The 17,197-nt window shown below is 62.2% G+C and carries 23 protein-coding genes; 9 read left to right on the top strand and 14 right to left on the bottom strand.

The genetic code is table 11. From position 1 onward, the window contains the following. Positions 1 to 13: 13 nt before the first annotated feature. From lolA to cysG, 5 genes are read left to right on the top strand one after another with little or no spacing between them, the layout of a single operon-like run. Positions 14 to 637, top strand: coding sequence for an outer membrane lipoprotein chaperone LolA (gene lolA, locus F6S08_RS18515; RefSeq protein ID WP_016975527.1), 624 nt, complete (start codon positions 14 to 16; stop codon positions 635 to 637). A gap of 27 nt (positions 638 to 664) precedes the next feature. Further along, positions 665 to 1,987, top strand: a complete 1,323-nt coding sequence (locus tag F6S08_RS18510) for a replication-associated recombination protein A (protein ID WP_027606344.1) — start codon at positions 665 to 667, stop codon at positions 1,985 to 1,987. Beyond that, on the top strand, positions 1,987 to 2,361 hold the full coding sequence (gene crcB, locus F6S08_RS18505; protein WP_027606345.1) for a fluoride efflux transporter CrcB: 375 nt from the start codon (positions 1,987 to 1,989) through the stop codon (positions 2,359 to 2,361). Before F6S08_RS18510 ends, crcB begins: the two co-directional genes overlap by 1 nt. Before the next feature lie 16 nt (positions 2,362 to 2,377). Then, positions 2,378 to 3,658: a serine--tRNA ligase gene (gene serS, locus F6S08_RS18500; protein WP_065927075.1), complete on the top strand. Its 1,281-nt coding sequence runs from the start codon at positions 2,378 to 2,380 to the stop codon at positions 3,656 to 3,658. Then, positions 3,659 to 5,053, top strand: a complete 1,395-nt coding sequence (cysG, locus tag F6S08_RS18495) for a siroheme synthase CysG (protein ID WP_315872135.1) — start codon at positions 3,659 to 3,661, stop codon at positions 5,051 to 5,053. 129 nt (positions 5,054 to 5,182) lie between these two features. On the opposite strand, the gene F6S08_RS18490 is transcribed toward cysG, so the two are convergent. The 6 genes from F6S08_RS18490 to tusD form a co-directional block, all read right to left on the bottom strand. Further along, the gene (locus F6S08_RS18490) at positions 5,183 to 6,178 is read right to left on the bottom strand and encodes a glutathione S-transferase family protein (protein ID WP_315872134.1); all 996 of its coding nucleotides are present in this window, start codon (positions 6,176 to 6,178) and stop codon (positions 5,183 to 5,185) included. A gap of 88 nt (positions 6,179 to 6,266) precedes the next feature. Further along, positions 6,267 to 7,268 carry a glycosyl transferase family protein gene (locus F6S08_RS18485; RefSeq protein ID WP_065927078.1) on the bottom strand — a complete coding sequence of 334 codons (1,002 nt, stop codon included), beginning with the start codon at positions 7,266 to 7,268 and terminating at the stop codon, positions 6,267 to 6,269. Continuing rightward, a complete protein-coding gene (locus F6S08_RS18480) occupies positions 7,265 to 7,600 on the bottom strand; it encodes a TusE/DsrC/DsvC family sulfur relay protein (RefSeq protein WP_053128521.1) in 336 nt (111 codons plus the stop codon). The genes F6S08_RS18485 and F6S08_RS18480 overlap by 4 nt, the downstream gene beginning before the upstream one ends. After that, positions 7,597 to 7,875: a sulfurtransferase complex subunit TusB gene (gene tusB, locus F6S08_RS18475; protein ID WP_053128523.1), complete on the bottom strand. Its 279-nt coding sequence runs from the start codon at positions 7,873 to 7,875 to the stop codon at positions 7,597 to 7,599. The genes F6S08_RS18480 and tusB overlap by 4 nt, the downstream gene beginning before the upstream one ends. Continuing rightward, complete coding sequence (tusC, locus tag F6S08_RS18470) at positions 7,875 to 8,225, bottom strand: sulfurtransferase complex subunit TusC (protein ID WP_065948345.1); 351 nt, start codon at positions 8,223 to 8,225, stop codon at positions 7,875 to 7,877. The genes tusB and tusC overlap by 1 nt, the downstream gene beginning before the upstream one ends. Position 8,226: 1 nt before the next feature. Continuing rightward, a complete protein-coding gene (gene tusD / locus F6S08_RS18465; RefSeq protein WP_315872133.1) occupies positions 8,227 to 8,619 on the bottom strand; it encodes a sulfurtransferase complex subunit TusD in 393 nt (130 codons plus the stop codon). A gap of 157 nt (positions 8,620 to 8,776) precedes the next feature. Here tusD and F6S08_RS18460 point away from each other — a divergent pair, with 157 nt between their 5' ends. Beyond that, complete coding sequence (locus F6S08_RS18460) at positions 8,777 to 9,952, top strand: CaiB/BaiF CoA-transferase family protein (RefSeq protein WP_315872132.1); 1,176 nt, start codon at positions 8,777 to 8,779, stop codon at positions 9,950 to 9,952. 95 nt (positions 9,953 to 10,047) lie between these two features. Here the strand turns inward: F6S08_RS18460 and F6S08_RS18455 are convergent, their stop codons facing one another. Both F6S08_RS18455 and F6S08_RS18450 read right to left on the bottom strand, forming a co-directional pair. After that, complete coding sequence (locus F6S08_RS18455) at positions 10,048 to 10,542, bottom strand: SprT family zinc-dependent metalloprotease (RefSeq protein WP_027606355.1); 495 nt, start codon at positions 10,540 to 10,542, stop codon at positions 10,048 to 10,050. A 129-nt stretch (positions 10,543 to 10,671) separates the two neighbouring features. Continuing rightward, complete coding sequence (locus tag F6S08_RS18450) at positions 10,672 to 11,274, bottom strand: Yip1 family protein (RefSeq protein WP_027606356.1); 603 nt, start codon at positions 11,272 to 11,274, stop codon at positions 10,672 to 10,674. Between the two features lie 264 nt (positions 11,275 to 11,538). Here F6S08_RS18450 and ttcA point away from each other — a divergent pair, with 264 nt between their 5' ends. Both ttcA and F6S08_RS18440 read left to right on the top strand, forming a co-directional pair. Next, positions 11,539 to 12,363, top strand: a complete 825-nt coding sequence (gene ttcA / locus F6S08_RS18445) for a tRNA 2-thiocytidine(32) synthetase TtcA (RefSeq protein WP_315872131.1) — start codon at positions 11,539 to 11,541, stop codon at positions 12,361 to 12,363. An 80-nt stretch (positions 12,364 to 12,443) separates the two neighbouring features. After that, positions 12,444 to 13,115 (top strand): DNA-3-methyladenine glycosylase I, encoded by a 672-nt coding sequence (locus F6S08_RS18440; protein WP_315872130.1) that lies wholly within the window; start codon positions 12,444 to 12,446, stop codon positions 13,113 to 13,115. A 7-nt stretch (positions 13,116 to 13,122) separates the two neighbouring features. Here the strand turns inward: F6S08_RS18440 and F6S08_RS18435 are convergent, their stop codons facing one another. From F6S08_RS18435 to arsC, 3 genes are read right to left on the bottom strand one after another with little or no spacing between them, the layout of a single operon-like run. Beyond that, entirely contained in the window at positions 13,123 to 13,530 is a 408-nt protein-coding gene (locus F6S08_RS18435; RefSeq protein ID WP_315872129.1) for a DUF2069 domain-containing protein, read from the bottom strand. Further along, the gene (gene wrbA, locus F6S08_RS18430; RefSeq protein ID WP_027606360.1) at positions 13,514 to 14,128 is read right to left on the bottom strand and encodes an NAD(P)H:quinone oxidoreductase; all 615 of its coding nucleotides are present in this window, start codon (positions 14,126 to 14,128) and stop codon (positions 13,514 to 13,516) included. Before wrbA ends, F6S08_RS18435 begins: the two co-directional genes overlap by 17 nt. Continuing rightward, the gene (arsC, locus tag F6S08_RS18425) at positions 14,125 to 14,478 is read right to left on the bottom strand and encodes an arsenate reductase (glutaredoxin) (protein WP_065927085.1); all 354 of its coding nucleotides are present in this window, start codon (positions 14,476 to 14,478) and stop codon (positions 14,125 to 14,127) included. The genes wrbA and arsC overlap by 4 nt, the downstream gene beginning before the upstream one ends. Before the next feature lie 115 nt (positions 14,479 to 14,593). Between arsC and F6S08_RS18420 the strand changes: the two genes are divergently transcribed. Next, positions 14,594 to 15,055 carry a TlpA disulfide reductase family protein gene (locus F6S08_RS18420; RefSeq protein ID WP_315872128.1) on the top strand — a complete coding sequence of 154 codons (462 nt, stop codon included), beginning with the start codon at positions 14,594 to 14,596 and terminating at the stop codon, positions 15,053 to 15,055. A gap of 230 nt (positions 15,056 to 15,285) precedes the next feature. Here F6S08_RS18420 and F6S08_RS18415 read toward each other — a convergent pair whose 3' ends face one another. From F6S08_RS18415 to F6S08_RS18405, 3 genes are all read right to left on the bottom strand, one after another. After that, the gene (locus F6S08_RS18415; RefSeq protein ID WP_065927086.1) at positions 15,286 to 15,690 is read right to left on the bottom strand and encodes an META domain-containing protein; all 405 of its coding nucleotides are present in this window, start codon (positions 15,688 to 15,690) and stop codon (positions 15,286 to 15,288) included. Then, entirely contained in the window at positions 15,687 to 16,127 is a 441-nt protein-coding gene (locus F6S08_RS18410; RefSeq protein ID WP_027607327.1) for a hypothetical protein, read from the bottom strand. Before F6S08_RS18410 ends, F6S08_RS18415 begins: the two co-directional genes overlap by 4 nt. A gap of 71 nt (positions 16,128 to 16,198) precedes the next feature. Beyond that, a complete protein-coding gene (locus tag F6S08_RS18405; RefSeq protein WP_315872127.1) occupies positions 16,199 to 17,188 on the bottom strand; it encodes a 2-hydroxyacid dehydrogenase in 990 nt (329 codons plus the stop codon). Positions 17,189 to 17,197: the final 9 nt, after the last annotated feature.

Here is a 17,197-nt window from a genome sequence, read left to right as displayed (position 1 = left end):
AATGAGGACTCCCATGCGTCTTATCCGCATGCTGTTGTTGCCGGCACTGGCCCTGACCGCTGTTTCGGCCCACGCTGACCCGGCCTCCGTCGCCAGCCTGAAAAACCTGTTGGACAAATCCCAGACCCTGACTGCGCGCTTCTCCCAGCTCACCCTGGATGCCGGTGGCACCCAGTTGCAGGAAACCGCCGGCGAGATGGCCGTGCAGCGCCCAGGGTTGTTCTACTGGCACACCGAAGGCAAGGCCGAGCAGACCATCGTCTCGGACGGCCAGAAAGTCACCCTGTGGGACCCGGACCTGGAGCAGGCGACCATCAAGAAGCTCGACCCGCGCCTGAACCAGACGCCGGCGCTGCTGCTGTCGGGCGATGTGTCGAAAATCAACGACAGCTTCGACATCACCTCCAAGCAAACCAGCAACGTGATCGAGTTCACCCTCAAGCCGAAATCCAAGGACACGTTGTTTGACACGCTGTCCCTGTCGTTCGGCAACGGCGTGATCAATAACATGCGCCTGGTCGACAGCGTCGGCCAGCGCACCGATATCCTGTTCTCCGGGGTCAAGGCCAACCAGCCGGTACCGGCGTCCAAGTTCAAGTTCGACATCCCCAAGGGTGCCGACGTGATCCAGGAATAAACTGCCCAGAGGTTTCAAACGCTGCCCATGGATCTGTTTCGAAGTGACCCGATTGCCCAGCCTTTGGCCGCGCGCCTGCGCTCGACCAACCTGGATGAGTACGTCGGTCAGGAACACCTGCTCGCTCGCGGCAAGCCTTTGCGCGAAGCCCTGGAGCAGGGTGCGCTGCACTCGATGATTTTCTGGGGGCCGCCGGGCGTGGGTAAGACCACCCTGGCGCGGCTGCTGGCAAAAGTCTCGGATGCACACTTCGAAACGGTCTCGGCCGTGCTGGCCGGGGTCAAGGAGATCCGCCAGGCCGTCGAGGTGGCCAAGCAGCAGGCCGGACAGTACGGCAAGCGCACCATCCTGTTTGTCGACGAAGTGCATCGCTTCAACAAGTCGCAGCAGGATGCGTTTTTGCCCTATGTCGAGGATGGCACGCTGATTTTTATCGGTGCCACCACCGAAAACCCTTCGTTTGAATTGAACAATGCGTTGCTCTCGCGGGCGCGGGTCTATGTGCTCAAGAGCCTCGATGAAGCCGCGATGCAAAAGCTGTTGCACCGCGCCCTGAGCGAAGACAAGGGCTTGGGCAAGCGCCAACTGAGCCTCAGCGATGAAGGCTTCAAGATTCTGCTAAGCGCCGCCGATGGTGATGGCCGGCGCTTTCTCAACCTGCTGGAGAACGCCTCCGACCTGGCCGAAGACGGCAGCGAGATTGGCGTCGACCTGCTGCAAAGCCTGCTCGGCGATACGCGTCGGCGTTTCGACAAGGGCGGCGAAGCCTTCTACGACCAGATTTCGGCGCTGCACAAATCCGTGCGCGGCTCCAACCCGGACGGCGCGCTGTATTGGTTTGCGCGCATGATCGACGGCGGCTGCGACCCGCTGTACCTGGCGCGCCGCGTGGTGCGCATGGCCAGTGAAGACATCGGCAACGCCGACCCGCGCGCCCTGAGCCTGTGCCTGGCGGCCTGGGAAGTGCAGGAGCGCCTCGGCAGCCCGGAAGGTGAGCTGGCGGTGGCCCAGGCCATCACGTACCTGGCCTGCGCGCCGAAAAGCAACGCGGTGTACATGGGCTTCAAGTCCGCCCTGCGTGCGGCCGCCGAACACGGCTCCCTCGAAGTGCCGCTGCATCTGCGCAATGCGCCGACCAAGTTGATGAAACAACTGGGCTACGGTGATGAATACCGCTATGCCCATGATGAGCCGGACGCCTATGCCGCCGGCGAAGACTATTTCCCCGACGAGCTTGAGCCGCAGCCGTTCTACCAGCCGGTGCCCCGCGGCCTGGAGCTGAAGATCGGTGAAAAGCTCAATCACCTCGCCCAACTCGACCGCCTCAGCCCCAAACAGCGGAGAAAGTAGTGTTCAAGACGATTCTTGCCGTGTCCGCAGCCGGCATCGCTGGTACATTATTGCGTTTCGCCACTGGTACTTGGGTGAGCGCCAATTGGCCGAAGCATTTTTATGCGGCGACCCTGGCGGTCAACCTGGTGGGTTGCCTGATCATCGGGTTGTTGTACGGCTGGTTCCTGTTGCGCCCGGAAGTACCGATTGAAATTCGCGCCGGCTTGATTGTCGGCTTTGTAGGCGGTCTGACGACCTTTTCATCCTTTTCACTGGATACGCTGCGCCTGCTGGAAAGCGGGCAGGCCCTGGTCGCCTTCGGGTACCTCGGCATCAGCGTGTTCGGCGGGCTGCTCGCCACCTGGGCCGGCCTGTCCTTGACCAAACTTTGATAAACGAGAGACCGACATGCTCGATTCCAAACTGTTACGTAGCAACCTTCAGGACGTAGCGGACCGCCTGGCATCCCGTGGCTTTGCCTTGGATGTTGCGCGCATCGAAGCGCTGGAAGAACAGCGCAAGACCGTCCAGACCCGCACCGAAGCACTGCAGGCTGAGCGGAATGCGCGTTCCAAATCCATCGGTCAGGCCAAGCAACGTGGCGAAGACATCGCGCCGTTGATGGCGGACGTCGAGCGCATGGGCACCGAGCTGTCCGACGGCAAGGTCGAGCTGGAAGGCATTCAGTCCGAGCTGGATTCGATCCTGCTGGGCATCCCCAACCTGCCGCACGAGTCCGTGCCGATTGGCGAAGACGAAGACGGCAACGTCGAAGTGCGTCGCTGGGGCACGCCAACGGCCTTTGATTTCGAGATCAAGGACCACGTCGCCCTGGGCGAATTGACCGGTGGCCTGGATTTTGAAACCGCCGCCAAAATGTCCGGTGCGCGCTTTGCCTTGCTGCGCGGCCCGATTGCACGCATGCACCGTGCCCTGGCGCAGTTCATGATCAACCTGCACACCGGCGAGCACGGTTACGAAGAGGCTTACACCCCGTACCTGGTGCAGGCGCCGGCGCTGATGGGCACCAGCCAGTTGCCGAAGTTCGAGGAAGACCTGTTCAAGATCAGCCGTGATGGCGAAGCTGATCTGTACCTGATCCCGACCGCCGAAGTGTCGCTGACCAATATCGTTGCGGGCGAGATCCTCGATGCCAAGCAACTGCCGCTCAAGTTCGTCGCCCACAGCCCGTGCTTCCGCAGTGAAGCCGGGGCGTCGGGCCGCGACACCCGCGGCATGATCCGCCAGCACCAGTTCGACAAGGTCGAGATGGTGCAAGTGGTCGAGCCGTCGACCTCCATGGACGCCCTGGAAGGCTTGACCGCCAACGCCGAACGCGTCCTGCAGCTGCTGGAACTGCCGTACCGCGTCCTGGCGCTGTGCACCGGCGACATGGGCTTCAGCGCCGTGAAGACCTACGACCTCGAAGTGTGGGTACCCAGCCAGGACAAATACCGCGAGATTTCGTCGTGCTCCAACTGCGGTGATTTCCAGGCCCGGCGCATGCAGGCGCGTTTCCGTAACCCGGAAACCGGCAAGCCGGAGCTGGTGCACACCCTCAACGGTTCGGGCCTGGCTGTAGGTCGCACCCTGGTGGCGGTGCTGGAAAACTACCAGCAGGCTGACGGTTCGATCCGCGTACCTGAAGTGCTCAAGCCTTACATGGCGGGCGTCGAGGTCATCCGCTAAATGGAATTCCTGCCGCTGTTTCATAACCTGCGCGGCAGTCGTGTGCTGGTCGTCGGTGGGGGGGAGATTGCCTTGCGCAAATCCCGCCTGCTGGCTGACGCCGGCGCAGTGCTGCGGGTGGTTGCTCCCCAGATCGAAGACCAGTTGCGTGAGTTGGTGCATGGCAGTGGCGGGGAAATGATTCTGCGCGGTTATCAGGAGGCCGACCTGGAAGGCTGCACCCTGATCATCGCGGCGACCGACGACGAGCCACTGAACGCGCAAGTGTCCAGTGACGCCAAGCGTCGTTGCGTTCCGGTCAATGTGGTGGACGCGCCGGCCTTGTGCAGCGTGATTTTCCCGGCGATTGTCGACCGTTCGCCCTTGGTGATCGCGGTGTCCAGCGGCGGCGATGCGCCGGTGCTGGCGCGCTTGATCCGCGCCAAGCTGGAAACCTGGATTCCGTCCACCTACGGCCAGTTGGCCGGGCTGGCGGCGCGCTTTCGTGCCCAGGTCAAAGGTTTGTACCCGGATGTGCAGCAGCGTCGGGCGTTCTGGGAAGAAGTGTTCCAAGGGCCGATTGCCGACCGTCAGTTGGCCGGGCAGGGCGATGAGGCTGAGCGTCTGTTGATCGAAAAGGTCAACGGCGCACCGCCTTATGCGCCGGGTGAGGTGTACCTGGTCGGTGCCGGCCCAGGCGACCCGGACCTGCTGACCTTCCGTGCCCTGCGCCTGATGCAGCAAGCCGACGTGGTGCTGTACGACCGTTTGGTGGCACCGGCGATTCTGGAGCTGTGCCGTCGTGATGCCGAGCGCATCTACGTCGGCAAGCGCCGCGCCGACCACGCCGTGCCGCAAGACCAGATCAACCAGCAACTGGTGGACCTGGCCAGGCAAGGCAAGCGCGTGCTGCGCCTCAAGGGTGGCGATCCGTTCATCTTTGGCCGTGGCGGTGAAGAAATCGAGGAACTGGCGGCCCATGGCATCCCGTTCCAGGTGGTGCCGGGGATCACCGCAGCCAGTGGTTGCGCGGCGTACGCCGGGATTCCGCTGACCCATCGCGACTACGCACAGTCGGTACGCTTTATCACCGGGCACTTGAAGAATGGGACGTCGGACCTGCCTTGGAGTGACCTGGTAGGGCCGTCGCAGACCCTGGTGTTCTACATGGGCTTGATTGGCTTGCCGATCATCTGTGAGCAACTGATCAAGCATGGGCGTGCCGCGGATACCCCGGCGGCGTTGATCCAGCAGGGCACCACGTCCAACCAGCGCGTGTTTACCGGCACCCTGGCGGACTTGCCGCGCATGGTGGCGGAGCATGAATTGCATGCGCCGACGCTGGTGATCGTCGGTGAGGTGGTGGTGCTGCGCGAGAAGCTGAAGTGGTTTGAAGGCGCCCAGTCACAAGTCTGAGCACCTGCGCACACATCGACTGTAGGAGCGAGCTTGCTCGCGAAAATCGTCAACGATAACGCGCCCATCCTGAATGCAAGCGGTGTTTTTGAGTTATTCGCGAGCAAGCTCGCTCCTACGGGTTTTGTATCAGCTCCAAATGCCTTTGCTGGTTAGCCGCGCTCGATCATGCCCGGCTTCAAACGCCTGCAACGGCCCCTTCGGCACGATCGCCGTCGGGTTGATCGTGCGGTGGCTCCCATAGTAATGCCCCTTGATGTGCGCGAAATCCACCGTCTCGGCCACGCCCGGCCACTGATACATCTCCCTCAGCCAATTCGACAGGTTCGAATAATCGGCAATCCGCCGCAGATTGCATTTGAAGTGGCTGTAATACACCGCATCAAAACGAATCAGCGTGGTGAACAAGCGCACATCCGCTTCGGTCAGGTATTCGCCGGCCAGGTAGCGGTGGTCGCCCAGATGCTGCTCCAGGTGATCCAGTTCGGCAAACACATCATCAAACGCGCTTTCATACGCTTTTTGTGAGGTGGCAAAGCCTGCGCGGTACACGCCATTGTTCACGGCCGGGTAGATCCGCTCGTTGAGCCCATCGATGGTCGCGCGCAGCGGCTCAGGGTAGAAGTCCAGGGTGTTGCCGGTCAGGCCGTTGAACGCGCTGTTGAACATGCGGATGATCTCCGCCGATTCATTGCTGACGATGCGGTTGAGCTGCTTGTCCCACAGCACCGGCACGGTGACGCGGCCGGTGTAGTCGGCGGTGTCGGCGGTATAGCGCTGGTGCATGAATTCGAAACCATCGAGCTTATCGCCGGTGGAGCCGTGGGCCTTGTCGAAGGTCCAGCCGTTTTCCAGCATCAGCCAGCTGACCACGGACACGTCGATCACGCTTTCCAGGCCCTTGAGCTTGCGCAGGATCAGGGTGCGGTGGGCCCAGGGGCAGGCCAGGGACACATAAAGGTGATAACGACCGGCCTCGGCCTTGAAGCCGCCTTCGCCGCTGGGCCCCGGCTGGCCATCGGCGGTCACCCAGTGGCGGCGCTGGGCCTGTTCGCGCTGGAAAGCGCCATCTGCGCTACTTTCGTACCACTGGTCTTTCCAGTGTCCTTCAATCAGCAAACCCATGACTGGCTCCTTGGCTAATAAGCGTTGGAGCCCAGTCTAAAGGGATGAGTTCGAACTAAAAGCGCAAAGACCGGGCGTGAATGATCGATTAAATCGATTTGTCCCGTGCATCCCAGTATTGCCGGGCTAATTCGAACGCCTGTTCCCGCGGGTGGCCGAGGCCGCGCAAGGCCAGGGCCATGGTGGCGATCAGCGCCAGTTGCGGGTAGCTGTCTTCTACGTCGCCGCGCCACACGGCCTTCAAGTGATCAGGCTCCAGGGTTGCCGGCTTGACGTGGCGCTGGTCGGAGAGGGCAGGCCATTCTTCATCCCAGCTTTCGCCACCGGTGGTGCCATAGAGGTGGCTGATCGTGTCGGGGTTGATCTCGACTTCGCCGCCGTCGCCCTTGACCACGATCACATGATCGCCAAGCAGGCCGCTGGCATCGCGGTGCACGCCCTGGTAACCGGGGTGGAAAATGCTTTGCAGGCCGCAGCGCGCATTCAGCGGGTTGAGCAGGCGCGCCAGGGAGTGGATCGGCGAGCGCAGGCCGAGGGTGTTGCGCAGGTCGATCATGCGTTGCAGTTGCGGCGCCCAATCGCCCAGCGGGATAAACGCCAGGTTGCCTTGTTCAAACGCGGTCCCGACCTGCTGCCAATTACGGCACAGCGGGATGTGCAGGGTTTGCAGCAATTGTTCGGTGTACAGCCGGCCCGCCGTGTGTGCGCCGCCGCCGTGCATGAGGATGCGCACGCCATGTTGCGCCAGGCACTTGGCCGCCAGCAGGAACCACGGCAGGTGGCGCTTCTTGCCGGCGTAGGTCGGCCAGTCGACATCCACATTCAGTGCCGGGGCGTTCAAGCGTTCACGCACGGCTTCGGTAAAGCCGGCGAGTTCTTCCGGGCTTTCTTCCTTGTGGCGCAGCAGCATCAGGAAGGCGCCGAGCTGGGTGTCTTCGACTTTTTCGTCGAGCAGCATGCCCATGGCTTCGCGGGCCTCTTCGCGGGTGAGGTTGCGCGCGCCGCGCTTGCCTTTGCCCAGGATGCGCACGAACTGCGCAAACGGATGCTCGGCAGGGGTTTCAAGGGTCAGCGGGGCGAAGTCGGTCATAAGCAATTCGTCGGTCTGGGCAGGCCCGCCAGCTTGGCGGCGAGTTTGGCGGGAGTGCCGTTGAACAGTCTGTTGAGGTGCAAGCTGTTGCCCTTTTCCGGGCCCAGCTTCAAGGCCGTGTACTTGATCAGCGGCCGCGTGGCAGGGGACAGCTGGAATTCGGCGTAGAACTGGCGCAGCAGTTCGAGGATCTGCCAATGATCGGCGGTCAATTCCAGGCCTTCGACGGCGGCCAGGGCATTGGCCACCTCATCGGACCATTCATTCAGGTCGACGAGGTAACCGTCCTTGTCCAGGTCCAGGGTGCGCGCGCCTATGGTCAGGGTGTTCATAGCCAGGTGTTGACCTTGCTGTAGTCGAGCGACAGCTGCACGAAACCCGGGTAGTCCACGCTGTCGGCCCAATCCGGCAGCGGCAGATTGCGCGCCTGCATGTCTTCGGCCAGCACAAAAACCTTTATGCCCTTGGTGTGCAGGGCCGCGTTATGCAGCCCATAGGCGCCATCGCCGCAGAGCAGGATCGCGTCTTCGGCGCCACAGATACGCAGGCAACTGTCGAGGCGGCTGTCGGTAAACGGGGAGTGGGAAACCACATGTAGAGTCGACATCAGAGGGTCATCACCTGGTCGTAACGGTCAATCAGCTTGGCGATCGCTTCGCTGTCCAGCGACTGGGCATTGGCCGGCTGCGTCAGCCCGCGCTCACCCAGGCTATGGCTGCAGGCGAACACGTCATCGATGCCGAACAGGCCCAACGCCTGCAAGTTAGCGCTGAGGTCCTTTTGCTGCACGGCCTTGGCATCCTGGTGCGGCGCCAGTTGGAACACGCCGTCATCCATGAACAGCACGCCGATCGGCAGATCGAATGCGCCCCCGGCCAGCACGATATCCAGCGCTTCGCGCGCGCTCGGCCCGGACCAGGGCGCCTGGCGGCTGATCACTAACAAGGATTTGGACATGTCACGGCCCTCCAAAACAGATCAGGCGGTCGGCGGCCTGGGTGGCGTCGTGCAATTGCCCCAGGCCCGACAATGCCCAGGGCGCATCCAGGTTGGCCGCGCTGCGTTGATAGCGCGTGGCTTCCTCGACATTAAGCACGCCACGACGCAAGGCGGCAGCGATGCACACCACGCCGTCGAGTTGATGCAGATTGACCAACTCGCGCCATTGGCGGGCGATGTCCTGCTCATCCTGGGGTGCAACGATGTTATTGGAGGCGCCGTAGACGCCGTCCTGATAGAAAAACAGCCGCACAATCTCATGCCCGCCGGCCAACGCCGCCTGTGCAAACAGCAGGGCGCGGCGCGAGGAGGGCGCATGGGCGGCGGAAAACACTGCAATCGCAAACTTCATGGAACACTCTGCAAGCAAACGTGGGGCAATGATAAAGCCGCCGCCACGAAAAAGCCCGCCATGATCAAAACGGTCACCCTCGATGATCGTTCTGACGATTGCCGGTAGGCGCCAGGCTGCCTAGTCTGTGGGAATCCGAAACCCAAATGGAGTCTCCATGTCAGGTCCCTTGGCGTCCCTCAAAGTGCTGGATTTTTCCACCTTGCTGCCCGGCCCGTTTGCTTCCTTGATGCTGGCGGACATGGGCGCGGAGGTACTGCGTATCGAGTCCCCCACGCGCATCGACCTGCTGCGGGTGCTGCCGCCCCATGACCAGGGGACTTCCGCCAGCCATGCCTATCTCAACCGCAACAAACGCAGCCTGGCGCTGGATTTGAAGCAGGCCCAGGCGCTGGAGATCGTGCGCGAACTGGTCAAGGACTACGACATTGTCCTCGAACAATTCCGCCCCGGCGTGATGGAACGCCTGGGTCTGGGGTACGAGGCGCTGAAGGCGATCAACCCGCGGCTGATTTATGTGTCGATCACCGGGTATGGCCAGACCGGGCCCTATAAGGACCGCGCCGGGCATGACATCAACTACCTGGCGCTGGCCGGGGTCGCCAGTTACACCGGGCGCCGGGACAGCGGGCCACTGCCCTTGGGCGTGCAGTTGGCGGACGTGGGCGGCGGTTCGCTGCATGCGGTGGTGGGGCTGCTGGCGGCCGTTATCGCCCGGCAGCAGAGCGGGGTCGGCCAATACCTGGATGTCAGCATGACCGATTGCTCGTTCAGCCTGAACGCCATGGCCGGCGCGGGTTACCTGGCGTGTGGTGTGGAGCCTGAGCGGGAGGGCCATGTGCTCAATGGCGGGAGTTTCTACGATTACTACCGCTCGCGAGATGGGCGCTGGATGTCGGTCGGCAGCCTGGAACCGGCTTTCATGCAGCAGTTGTGTGAAACGTTGGGCCGCCCGGAGTTGGCCGCGCAGGGCTTGAAGCCTGAGCAGCAGCCGGCGCTTAAGCAGGCCTTGCAGGTGGAGTTCGAGAAGCGCAGTTTCCAGCAATTGTGCGAGCTGTTTACCGGGGTGGATGCCTGCGTGGAGCCGGTGCTGACGCTCAGCGAAGCCGTGGCCCATCCGCAGTTGAAGGCGCGGGCGCTGGTCAGCCAGGTGCCCAGGGGTGATGGCTCTAGCCAGGCGCAGATAGCCTGCCCGTTGAAGTTTTCGGAAGGGTTGCCAGCGCCCCGGCACATTGGCGTCGCCGTGGGGGCGCACAGTGATGAAGTGTTGGCGGAGCTGGGCTTGAGCCCCCAGCGCATCAGCGAGCTGCGCAGCTCCAAGGTGATTATGTAGTGGCTGGGCGGACGCTATCGGGAGCAAGCCCCCTCCCACATTAGGCCTGTGAATACGATCAAAATGTGGGAGGGGGCTTGCTCCCGATGAGGCCTTTATTCCACTCTGGTTTCGCCGGTAAACACCAATGTCTGCCGACAGCGCCGACACAGGTACCGCCGCCCCTGAGCCACCATGCCATGGCGTTGCGACGAAAACGGAAAGTCACTGTCGGCACACGGGCAACGATAAATATAGCGGGTTACCTGGCGACGCTTCACGGCATAGGTGTGACAGCGGTCCGGCGGCAGTTCATAGACCCCACGCATGATCAGTTGCCATTCCTCGCCATGGGGCTGGATGCGTTCGCCGAACAATTGGTGGGCAATCAGGTGCGCCACCTCATGGGCCACGGTCTGTTTCAGGAAGTGTTGGCTGTTTTCTCGGTACAACTGTGGATTGAAGCGCAGCAGGTTCTCGTGCAAATGCGCGACACCGGCCTTCTGGCCCCGCAGCTTGAGGCTGACCTGGGGGCGTTTGAAGCTTCGTTTGAAAAAGGATTCGGCTTGCAGGAAACAATCTTCGACGCGGGTATTGAGTTGCTCGGGCATGCTGTACATATCTCCAGAGGCGTCCAGTATGCCGCAAAGCGGGGTGTTTCCGAATCTGTCAGGCGCCGAATGGTCATCCATCACGCACAAAGCCACCTTGCGGTGGCCTTGCCTTTGCCATTGAACGGGTCAGTTCGTGTAGATCGGCCCCACGCCCAGCCCCCAGACAATCACGGTAAACGCCATGATCGCCACCAGCACCACCAGCCCTACGGCCAGTATCGAGCTGGAAAACAGGAAGCCTTCATCCGGATCGATGCTCATGAAGGTCGGTACGCCGACATACAGCAGGTACACCGTATAGCAGATCGCCGCAGTGCCCACCACCATGCCCAGCCACATATGCGGGTAGAGCGCCGCCAGCCCGCCGATAAACAGAGGTGTCGCGGTATAGGTGGCAAACGCCACGCACCGCGCCATGCTGGGGTTGGCGTCGTAGGTGCGGGCCATCCAGTGGATGAACGCGCCCATCACTGCCACGCCGCCGAGCATGGCCGCGTAGGACATGAGAGTCATCCACAGCGCACTTTCCTGGGTCAGCATGACCGGGGAGCGGTTGCCGATGACCCAGCCGACCTGGGTGGTGCCGATAAAAGCCGATACGGCGGGGATCGCCGCGAGAATCAGGGTGTGAGTGAGGTACATGTGGCCGATGCTTTCTTCTTTATCGCCACGAATTTCCCGCCATTCCTGGTCGGGATGGGTAAACAGCCCCACGACGTGATGGATCATGCCAGTCACTCCTGTCGTTATTACCATCGCCCCCCATCGGAGCGCCCACGGGCCAGATGGCCACAAAGGTCTGGATATATGTGTGCGACCTCAAGTCGCAGTATAGGAAGGGATGACCGGAATAACCGTAGGGCCTTTAGAGCAAATTGCGCTGTAAACAGGGGGCCTAATCGCGGCGGGGTCTTTTACTGTTAGCCCTTTAGCTGTTTTTTTTGCGTAAAATACCCGGCTTTTCGTCACACACCTCCAGCGGATCCAAGCGCCATGGGCACTCTTACGGTCAACCAGAACAAACTGCAAAAACGCCTGCGCCGCCTGGCCGGTGAGGCAGTCGCCGATTTCAACATGATCGAGGACGGCGACAAGGTCATGGTCTGCCTCTCCGGCGGCAAAGACAGCTACACCATGCTCGACGTGCTGCTGCACCTGCAAAAGGTCGCGCCGATCAAGTTCGACATCGTTGCGGTCAATATGGACCAGAAACAACCGGGCTTCCCCGAGCACGTGCTGCCGGCCTACCTCAAGGCGCTGGGCGTCGAGTACCACATCGTCGAAAAAGACACCTATTCGGTGGTCAAGGAACTGATCCCTGAAGGCAAGACCACCTGCTCGCTATGCTCGCGCCTGCGCCGTGGCACGCTCTACACCTTTGCCGATGAGATCGGTGCGACCAAGATGGCCCTGGGTCACCACCGCGACGATATCGTCGAGACCTTCTTCCTCAATATGTTCTTCAACGGCTCGCTCAAGGCCATGCCGCCCAAGCTGCGTGCCGATGACGGGCGCAACGTGGTGATCCGCCCGCTGGCGTATTGCAACGAGAAGGACATCCAGGCCTACTCCGACCTCAAGCAATTCCCGATCATCCCGTGCAACCTGTGCGGCTCCCAGGAAAACCTGCAGCGCCAGGTGGTCAAGGAAATGCTGGTGGACTGGGAACGCAAGACGCCAGGGCGTACCGAAAGTATCTTCCGCAGCCTGCAGAACGTGCAGCCGTCGCAATTGGCCGACCGCAACCTGTTCGACTTCACCAGCCTTAAAATCGATGAGAGCGCCGCGCCGCGTTTCGTCAATGTTGTGAACCTCTGAGCTCATTCAACGCTCTGACACACGGCGCTCGCGGGCGCCGTTTTCAATTCCATTGCCAGCATTCAACAGCAGGAGAGGGCATGCGCGATTACAAGTGGCTGCACGAATATTGTCTGAACCGCTTCGGTTCAGCGGCCGAGCTGGACGCCCACCTGCCGGTGCCCAAGACTCCGGCGCAGTTGCGCAAGATCAGTGATGATCGCTACCTGTCGACCTTGGCGTTGCGCGTGTTTCGCGCCGGCTTGAAACACAGCGTGGTGGATGCCAAGTGGCCGGCCTTCGAGCAAGTGTTCTTCGGCTTCGACCCGGAAAAAGTCGTGTTGATGGCGGCCGAGCACCTGGAGCGGCTGATGCAGGACGCGCGCATCATCCGTCACCTGGGCAAGCTCAAGAGCGTGCCGCGCAATGCGCAGATGATCCTGGACATCGAGCAGGAAAAAGGCAGCTTCGGCGCATTTATCGCTGACTGGCCGGTGACCGATATCGTCGGGTTATGGAAATACCTGAGCAAGCACGGTCATCAGCTGGGCGGGCTGTCGGCCCCGCGCTTTTTGCGGATGGTGGGCAAGGATACCTTTGTGCCGAGCGATGACGTGGTCGCGGCATTGAATGCGCAGAAGATTGTCGACAAGGCACCCACCAGCCTGCGCGACCTGGCCACGGTGCAGGCTGCGTTCAACCAGTGGCATGCCGAGAGTGGGCGGCCGATGTGCCAGCTGTCGATGATGCTGGCCTATACGGTGAATCACTGACCGGGTTCTAGGGTGTGGCCAACCGGCGGTTCAACTGGTGCCGCCAGCGCACATACAGCAGCGCCGTGCAAAACACCGCCAGGCTGGCCAGCATCTCCAGCACCCCGAACCATTGCCGGTTCGGGTCATACGCCGCCAGCGCGCCCTTGATGAAATACAGGTTCACCGCAAAGCACATCCACGAATACCCGCGCGCGCTGCCGATGATCATCCCCGGCGCCAGCACCAGCAGCGGCACCAGTTCGATCAGCAGGATCACCCACGGGCGTGCGCCGTGCAGGTCGGCGACGAACAGGTAGTACCCGCACAACAAACCCACCAGGGCGAAAAACGCCAGCAGACATAATGCGCGTGCCCCCTTGACCCGTGGCTCCAGCCACGCTTGCGGCGGTAGGACCTTAGGCTTCCTGGCCACGGCCGTTCTCCAGCAGCGTGGCGGTCTTGGCCAGGCGCAGGCCCAGGGCCCGGCACAGGGTGATTTCATGCGGGTCGAGCAGGCGCTTGCCATCCGGCCCGGCATGGTGGCTGGCGCCATACGGCGTGCCGCCGCCCTGGGTGTCGAGCAGCGCCTGTTCGCTGTAGGGCAGGCCAGTGATCAGCATGCCGTGGTGCAGCAGCGGCAGCAGCATCGACATCAGCGTGGTTTCCTGGCCGCCATGCAGGCTGGCGGTGGAGGTGAACACCCCGGCCGGCTTGCCGACCAACGCACCGGTGAGCCACAGGTTGCTGGTGCCGTCGAGGAAGTACTTGAGCGGCGCGGCCATGTTGCCGAAGCGCGTCGGGCTGCCCAGGGCCAGGCCCGAGCAGTTTTTCAAGTCATCGAGGCTGGCGTACAGCGCGCCTTCGTCCGGGATGCTCGGCGCCACGGCTTCGCATTCGGTGGAGATCGCCGGTACGGTGCGCAGCCGCGCTTCCATCCCGCCTTGCTCGATGCCACGGGCAATCTGCCGAGCCATTTCGCTCACCGAGCCATTGCGGCTGTAATACAACACCAGCACATACGGCGCAGTCACGGCAGGATCTCCAGCACGTTCTCTGGCGGACGGCCAATGATGGCTTTATTGGCGGTTTCCAGGATCGGGCGTTCCATCAGCTTGGGGTGTTCGGCGATCGCGGCGATCAACTGCGCTTCGCTGAGGCTGGCGTCGGCCAGGTTGAGGGCCTTGTATTCGTCTTCGCCGGTGCGCAGCAGTTGGCGGGCGCTGATGCCCAGCTTGGCCAGCAGTGCCTTCAATTGCGCGGCATTCAGCGGGTTTTCCAGGTAACGCACCACGGTGGGGGCGAGGCCTCGGGCTTCCAGCAGTTCGAGCGCACCGCGGGATTTCGAGCAGCGCGGGTTGTGATAAAGCGTCAGATCGGTCATGTGCGGGTCGCATCTTGCGTAAGGTGGCGGGTATTCTACCTGCGCGGCGTCCTGTCCTTAAACCGTCAGAGGCGATAGGTCGCAGCCAACGTTCATTTTTGCGAAGGAATACCCCATGACAAGGCGACTGATCGGTGCATTTGCGATCATTACAACCCTGCTGCTCAGCGGCTGCGGCAATGACTACGGCGTTGACCAGTACGGCCAGAAGGTCGCGGCCGAGCGCCTGGACAAACAGTGGCTGGTGGTCAACTACTGGGCGGAATGGTGTGGCCCATGCCGTACGGAAATCCCCGAACTCAACGCCCTGGCGGAACAGTTGAAGGGGCAGGGCGTGGGGGTGTTCGGGGTTAACTTCGACAATGTGCAGGGTGCAGAGCTGAAAGAGGCCAGCGACAAACTGGGGATCAAGTTCACCGTGCTGGCACAGAACCCGGACGGGATCTTCGAGATTCCGCGCAGCGAAGCGTTGCCGGTGACCTATATCATTGATGACAAGGGCAAGGTGCGCGAGCAGTTGATGGGTGAGCAGACGGCGGAAGGGGTGTTGGCCAAGCTCAAGGCCTTGCGCGGCTAGAGTATTGCCCCCGATCAAATGTGGGAGGGGCGGTGCGACGATTCGACTTGCCCCGATAGCGGTGTGTCAGCCGACACACCTGCCAACCATGCCGCCGCCATCGAAGCCTCGCTAAAGCTCGACATCTCCCACAGGGGCCCAGCGGTGCCCACGAGATCTACAGCCGAGCAACTTCCCACCTGCCAACCCATCTCATTATTTAAATCTCACCAACCTGTAGGTCGGTGGAATCAGCCCTCTTCGAGCCATAGGCGAATCGGCTTGCCTTCGGTCGGCCAGAAGCGGGTCTGCTCGATCGGCGAGATGTCCCAGCGCTGTACGCCTTGCAGGGCCTGGAAGAAGCGCTGTTCCTGCTCCATCAGGGCCTCGGCGCAGAGCTTGCGGGTGCTGCCGAGCTTGCCGAAGCTGAGTTTGTCGCCCTCAAGGGTGTACGGCGCGAACCAGTGGTTGCAACCGCCGTTGCCGTAGGCACGCCCATCGGCGCCGAGGGTGACGGTCAGGTGTGCGTAATCCATCAACGGCCGCTCACCAATCCACTCCACCACGTAGCTGTGATCCTGCTTGAGCTTGGCCGCGTCACCGGCGCAGCCACTCAGGGCCGCACCGACGGCGGCGAGCAGAAGCAGGCCTTTCATTGCCCGGCCTTCTGGCATTTCGGGCAACGATGTTTGTCGCCTTCGCTGGCCCAACCCAACTCGGCAATGCGTGCATTGGCGGCCGGTTGCAGCGGCTCCTTGGTCAGCTTGGTTTCCACCGCGAATTCAAACTCCAGCACGGTGTCGCAGCTGTCGCAGTTGACCTTCCAGGTGTGAATCTCCAGCTCGCCGAACTTCGGCCCGCGGGCCATGGCGACCCACTGGCCGGCAGGGCGGATGGAGTAGCGCGCGTCACCTTCGACGGTAAGGCGCATGGACAAGGTTTTACTGCCGCGCAGGGTGACGATCAGCACGTCGTCATGCTTGATCGAGCCACCGTTGCCGGTGACCTGGTAACGGCCCGGCACCAGGGCACGGCATTCGATCAGGGTGTGTTGCGGGCTCAGCAAGCTGAAGCGGAAATCGTGTTCGGCCATGGATCCTCCAAATAGGCGCGGCATCCTATCACGGGTGCCTGCTGATCATGAGCCTGGTATGTGACCGCTGATCATCCTTCGACGAGGTTCTGCGTCCGGCCATCGGCCCATGCCGCAATATTGGCCAACGTGGTGCCGGCAATCGCCGCCAGGGCTTCGCGGGTAAGGAACGCCTGGTGTGCGGTGACGATCACGTTGGGGAAGGTCAGCAGGCGCGCGAGCACATCGTCCTGCAAGGGCAGATCGGAGCGGTCCTCGAAAAACAGCTGGGCTTCCTCCTCGTACACATCCAGCCCCAGGTAGCCGAGTTGGCCGTCCTTGAGTGCTTCGATCAGCGCCGGCGTGTCGACCAGGCCACCGCGACCGGTGTTGATCAACATGGCGCCGGGTTGCATCCGCGCCAGGGAGCGTGCATTGATCAGGTGCTTGCTGTCGGCGGTCAGCGGGCAGTGCAGGCTGATGATCTGGGCCTGGGCCAAGAGCTCCGGCAGGCTCACATAGTCAGCGCCGAGGGCCTGGACCTGGGGGTTGGGGAACGGGTCGTAGGCGAGCAACTGGCAACCGAAGCCCGCCATGATCCTGGCGAATGTGGCGCCGATCTGGCCGGTGCCGACCACGCCGACGGTCTTGCCCACCAGGTCGAAGCCGGTGAGGCCATGCAGGCTGAAATCGCCGTCGCGGGTGCGGTTGTAGGCGCGATGCAGGCGGCGGTTGAGGGCGAGGATCAGGGCCACCGCGTGTTCGGCGATCGCATGGGGCGAATAGGCCGGGACGCGCACGATGGTCAGGCCCAGGCGTTTGGCGGCAGGCAGGTCCACATGGTTGTAGCCGGCCGAACGCAACGCGATCAACCGCGTGCCGCCCTTGGCCAGGTGTTCCAGCACCGGGGCGCTGAGGTCATCGTTGATAAAGGCGCAGACTACCTCGTGGTGTTCGGCCAGGGCGACGGTGTCGAGGTTGAGCCGGGCGGGTTGGAATTGCAGTTCCAGGCCGCGCGGCAAGGGTTCGCCGAGGAAACTGTCGCGGTCGTAGGTCTGGCTGCTGAAAAGAATCACACGCATCAAAGGCGT

Source organism: Pseudomonas sp. JV449, from assembly GCF_032424295.1.
GTDB lineage: Bacteria > Pseudomonadota > Gammaproteobacteria > Pseudomonadales > Pseudomonadaceae > Aquipseudomonas > Aquipseudomonas marginalis.
The sequence above is the reverse complement of the archived record's forward strand: the minus strand, read 5'-3'. Positions and strand labels throughout refer to the sequence as shown.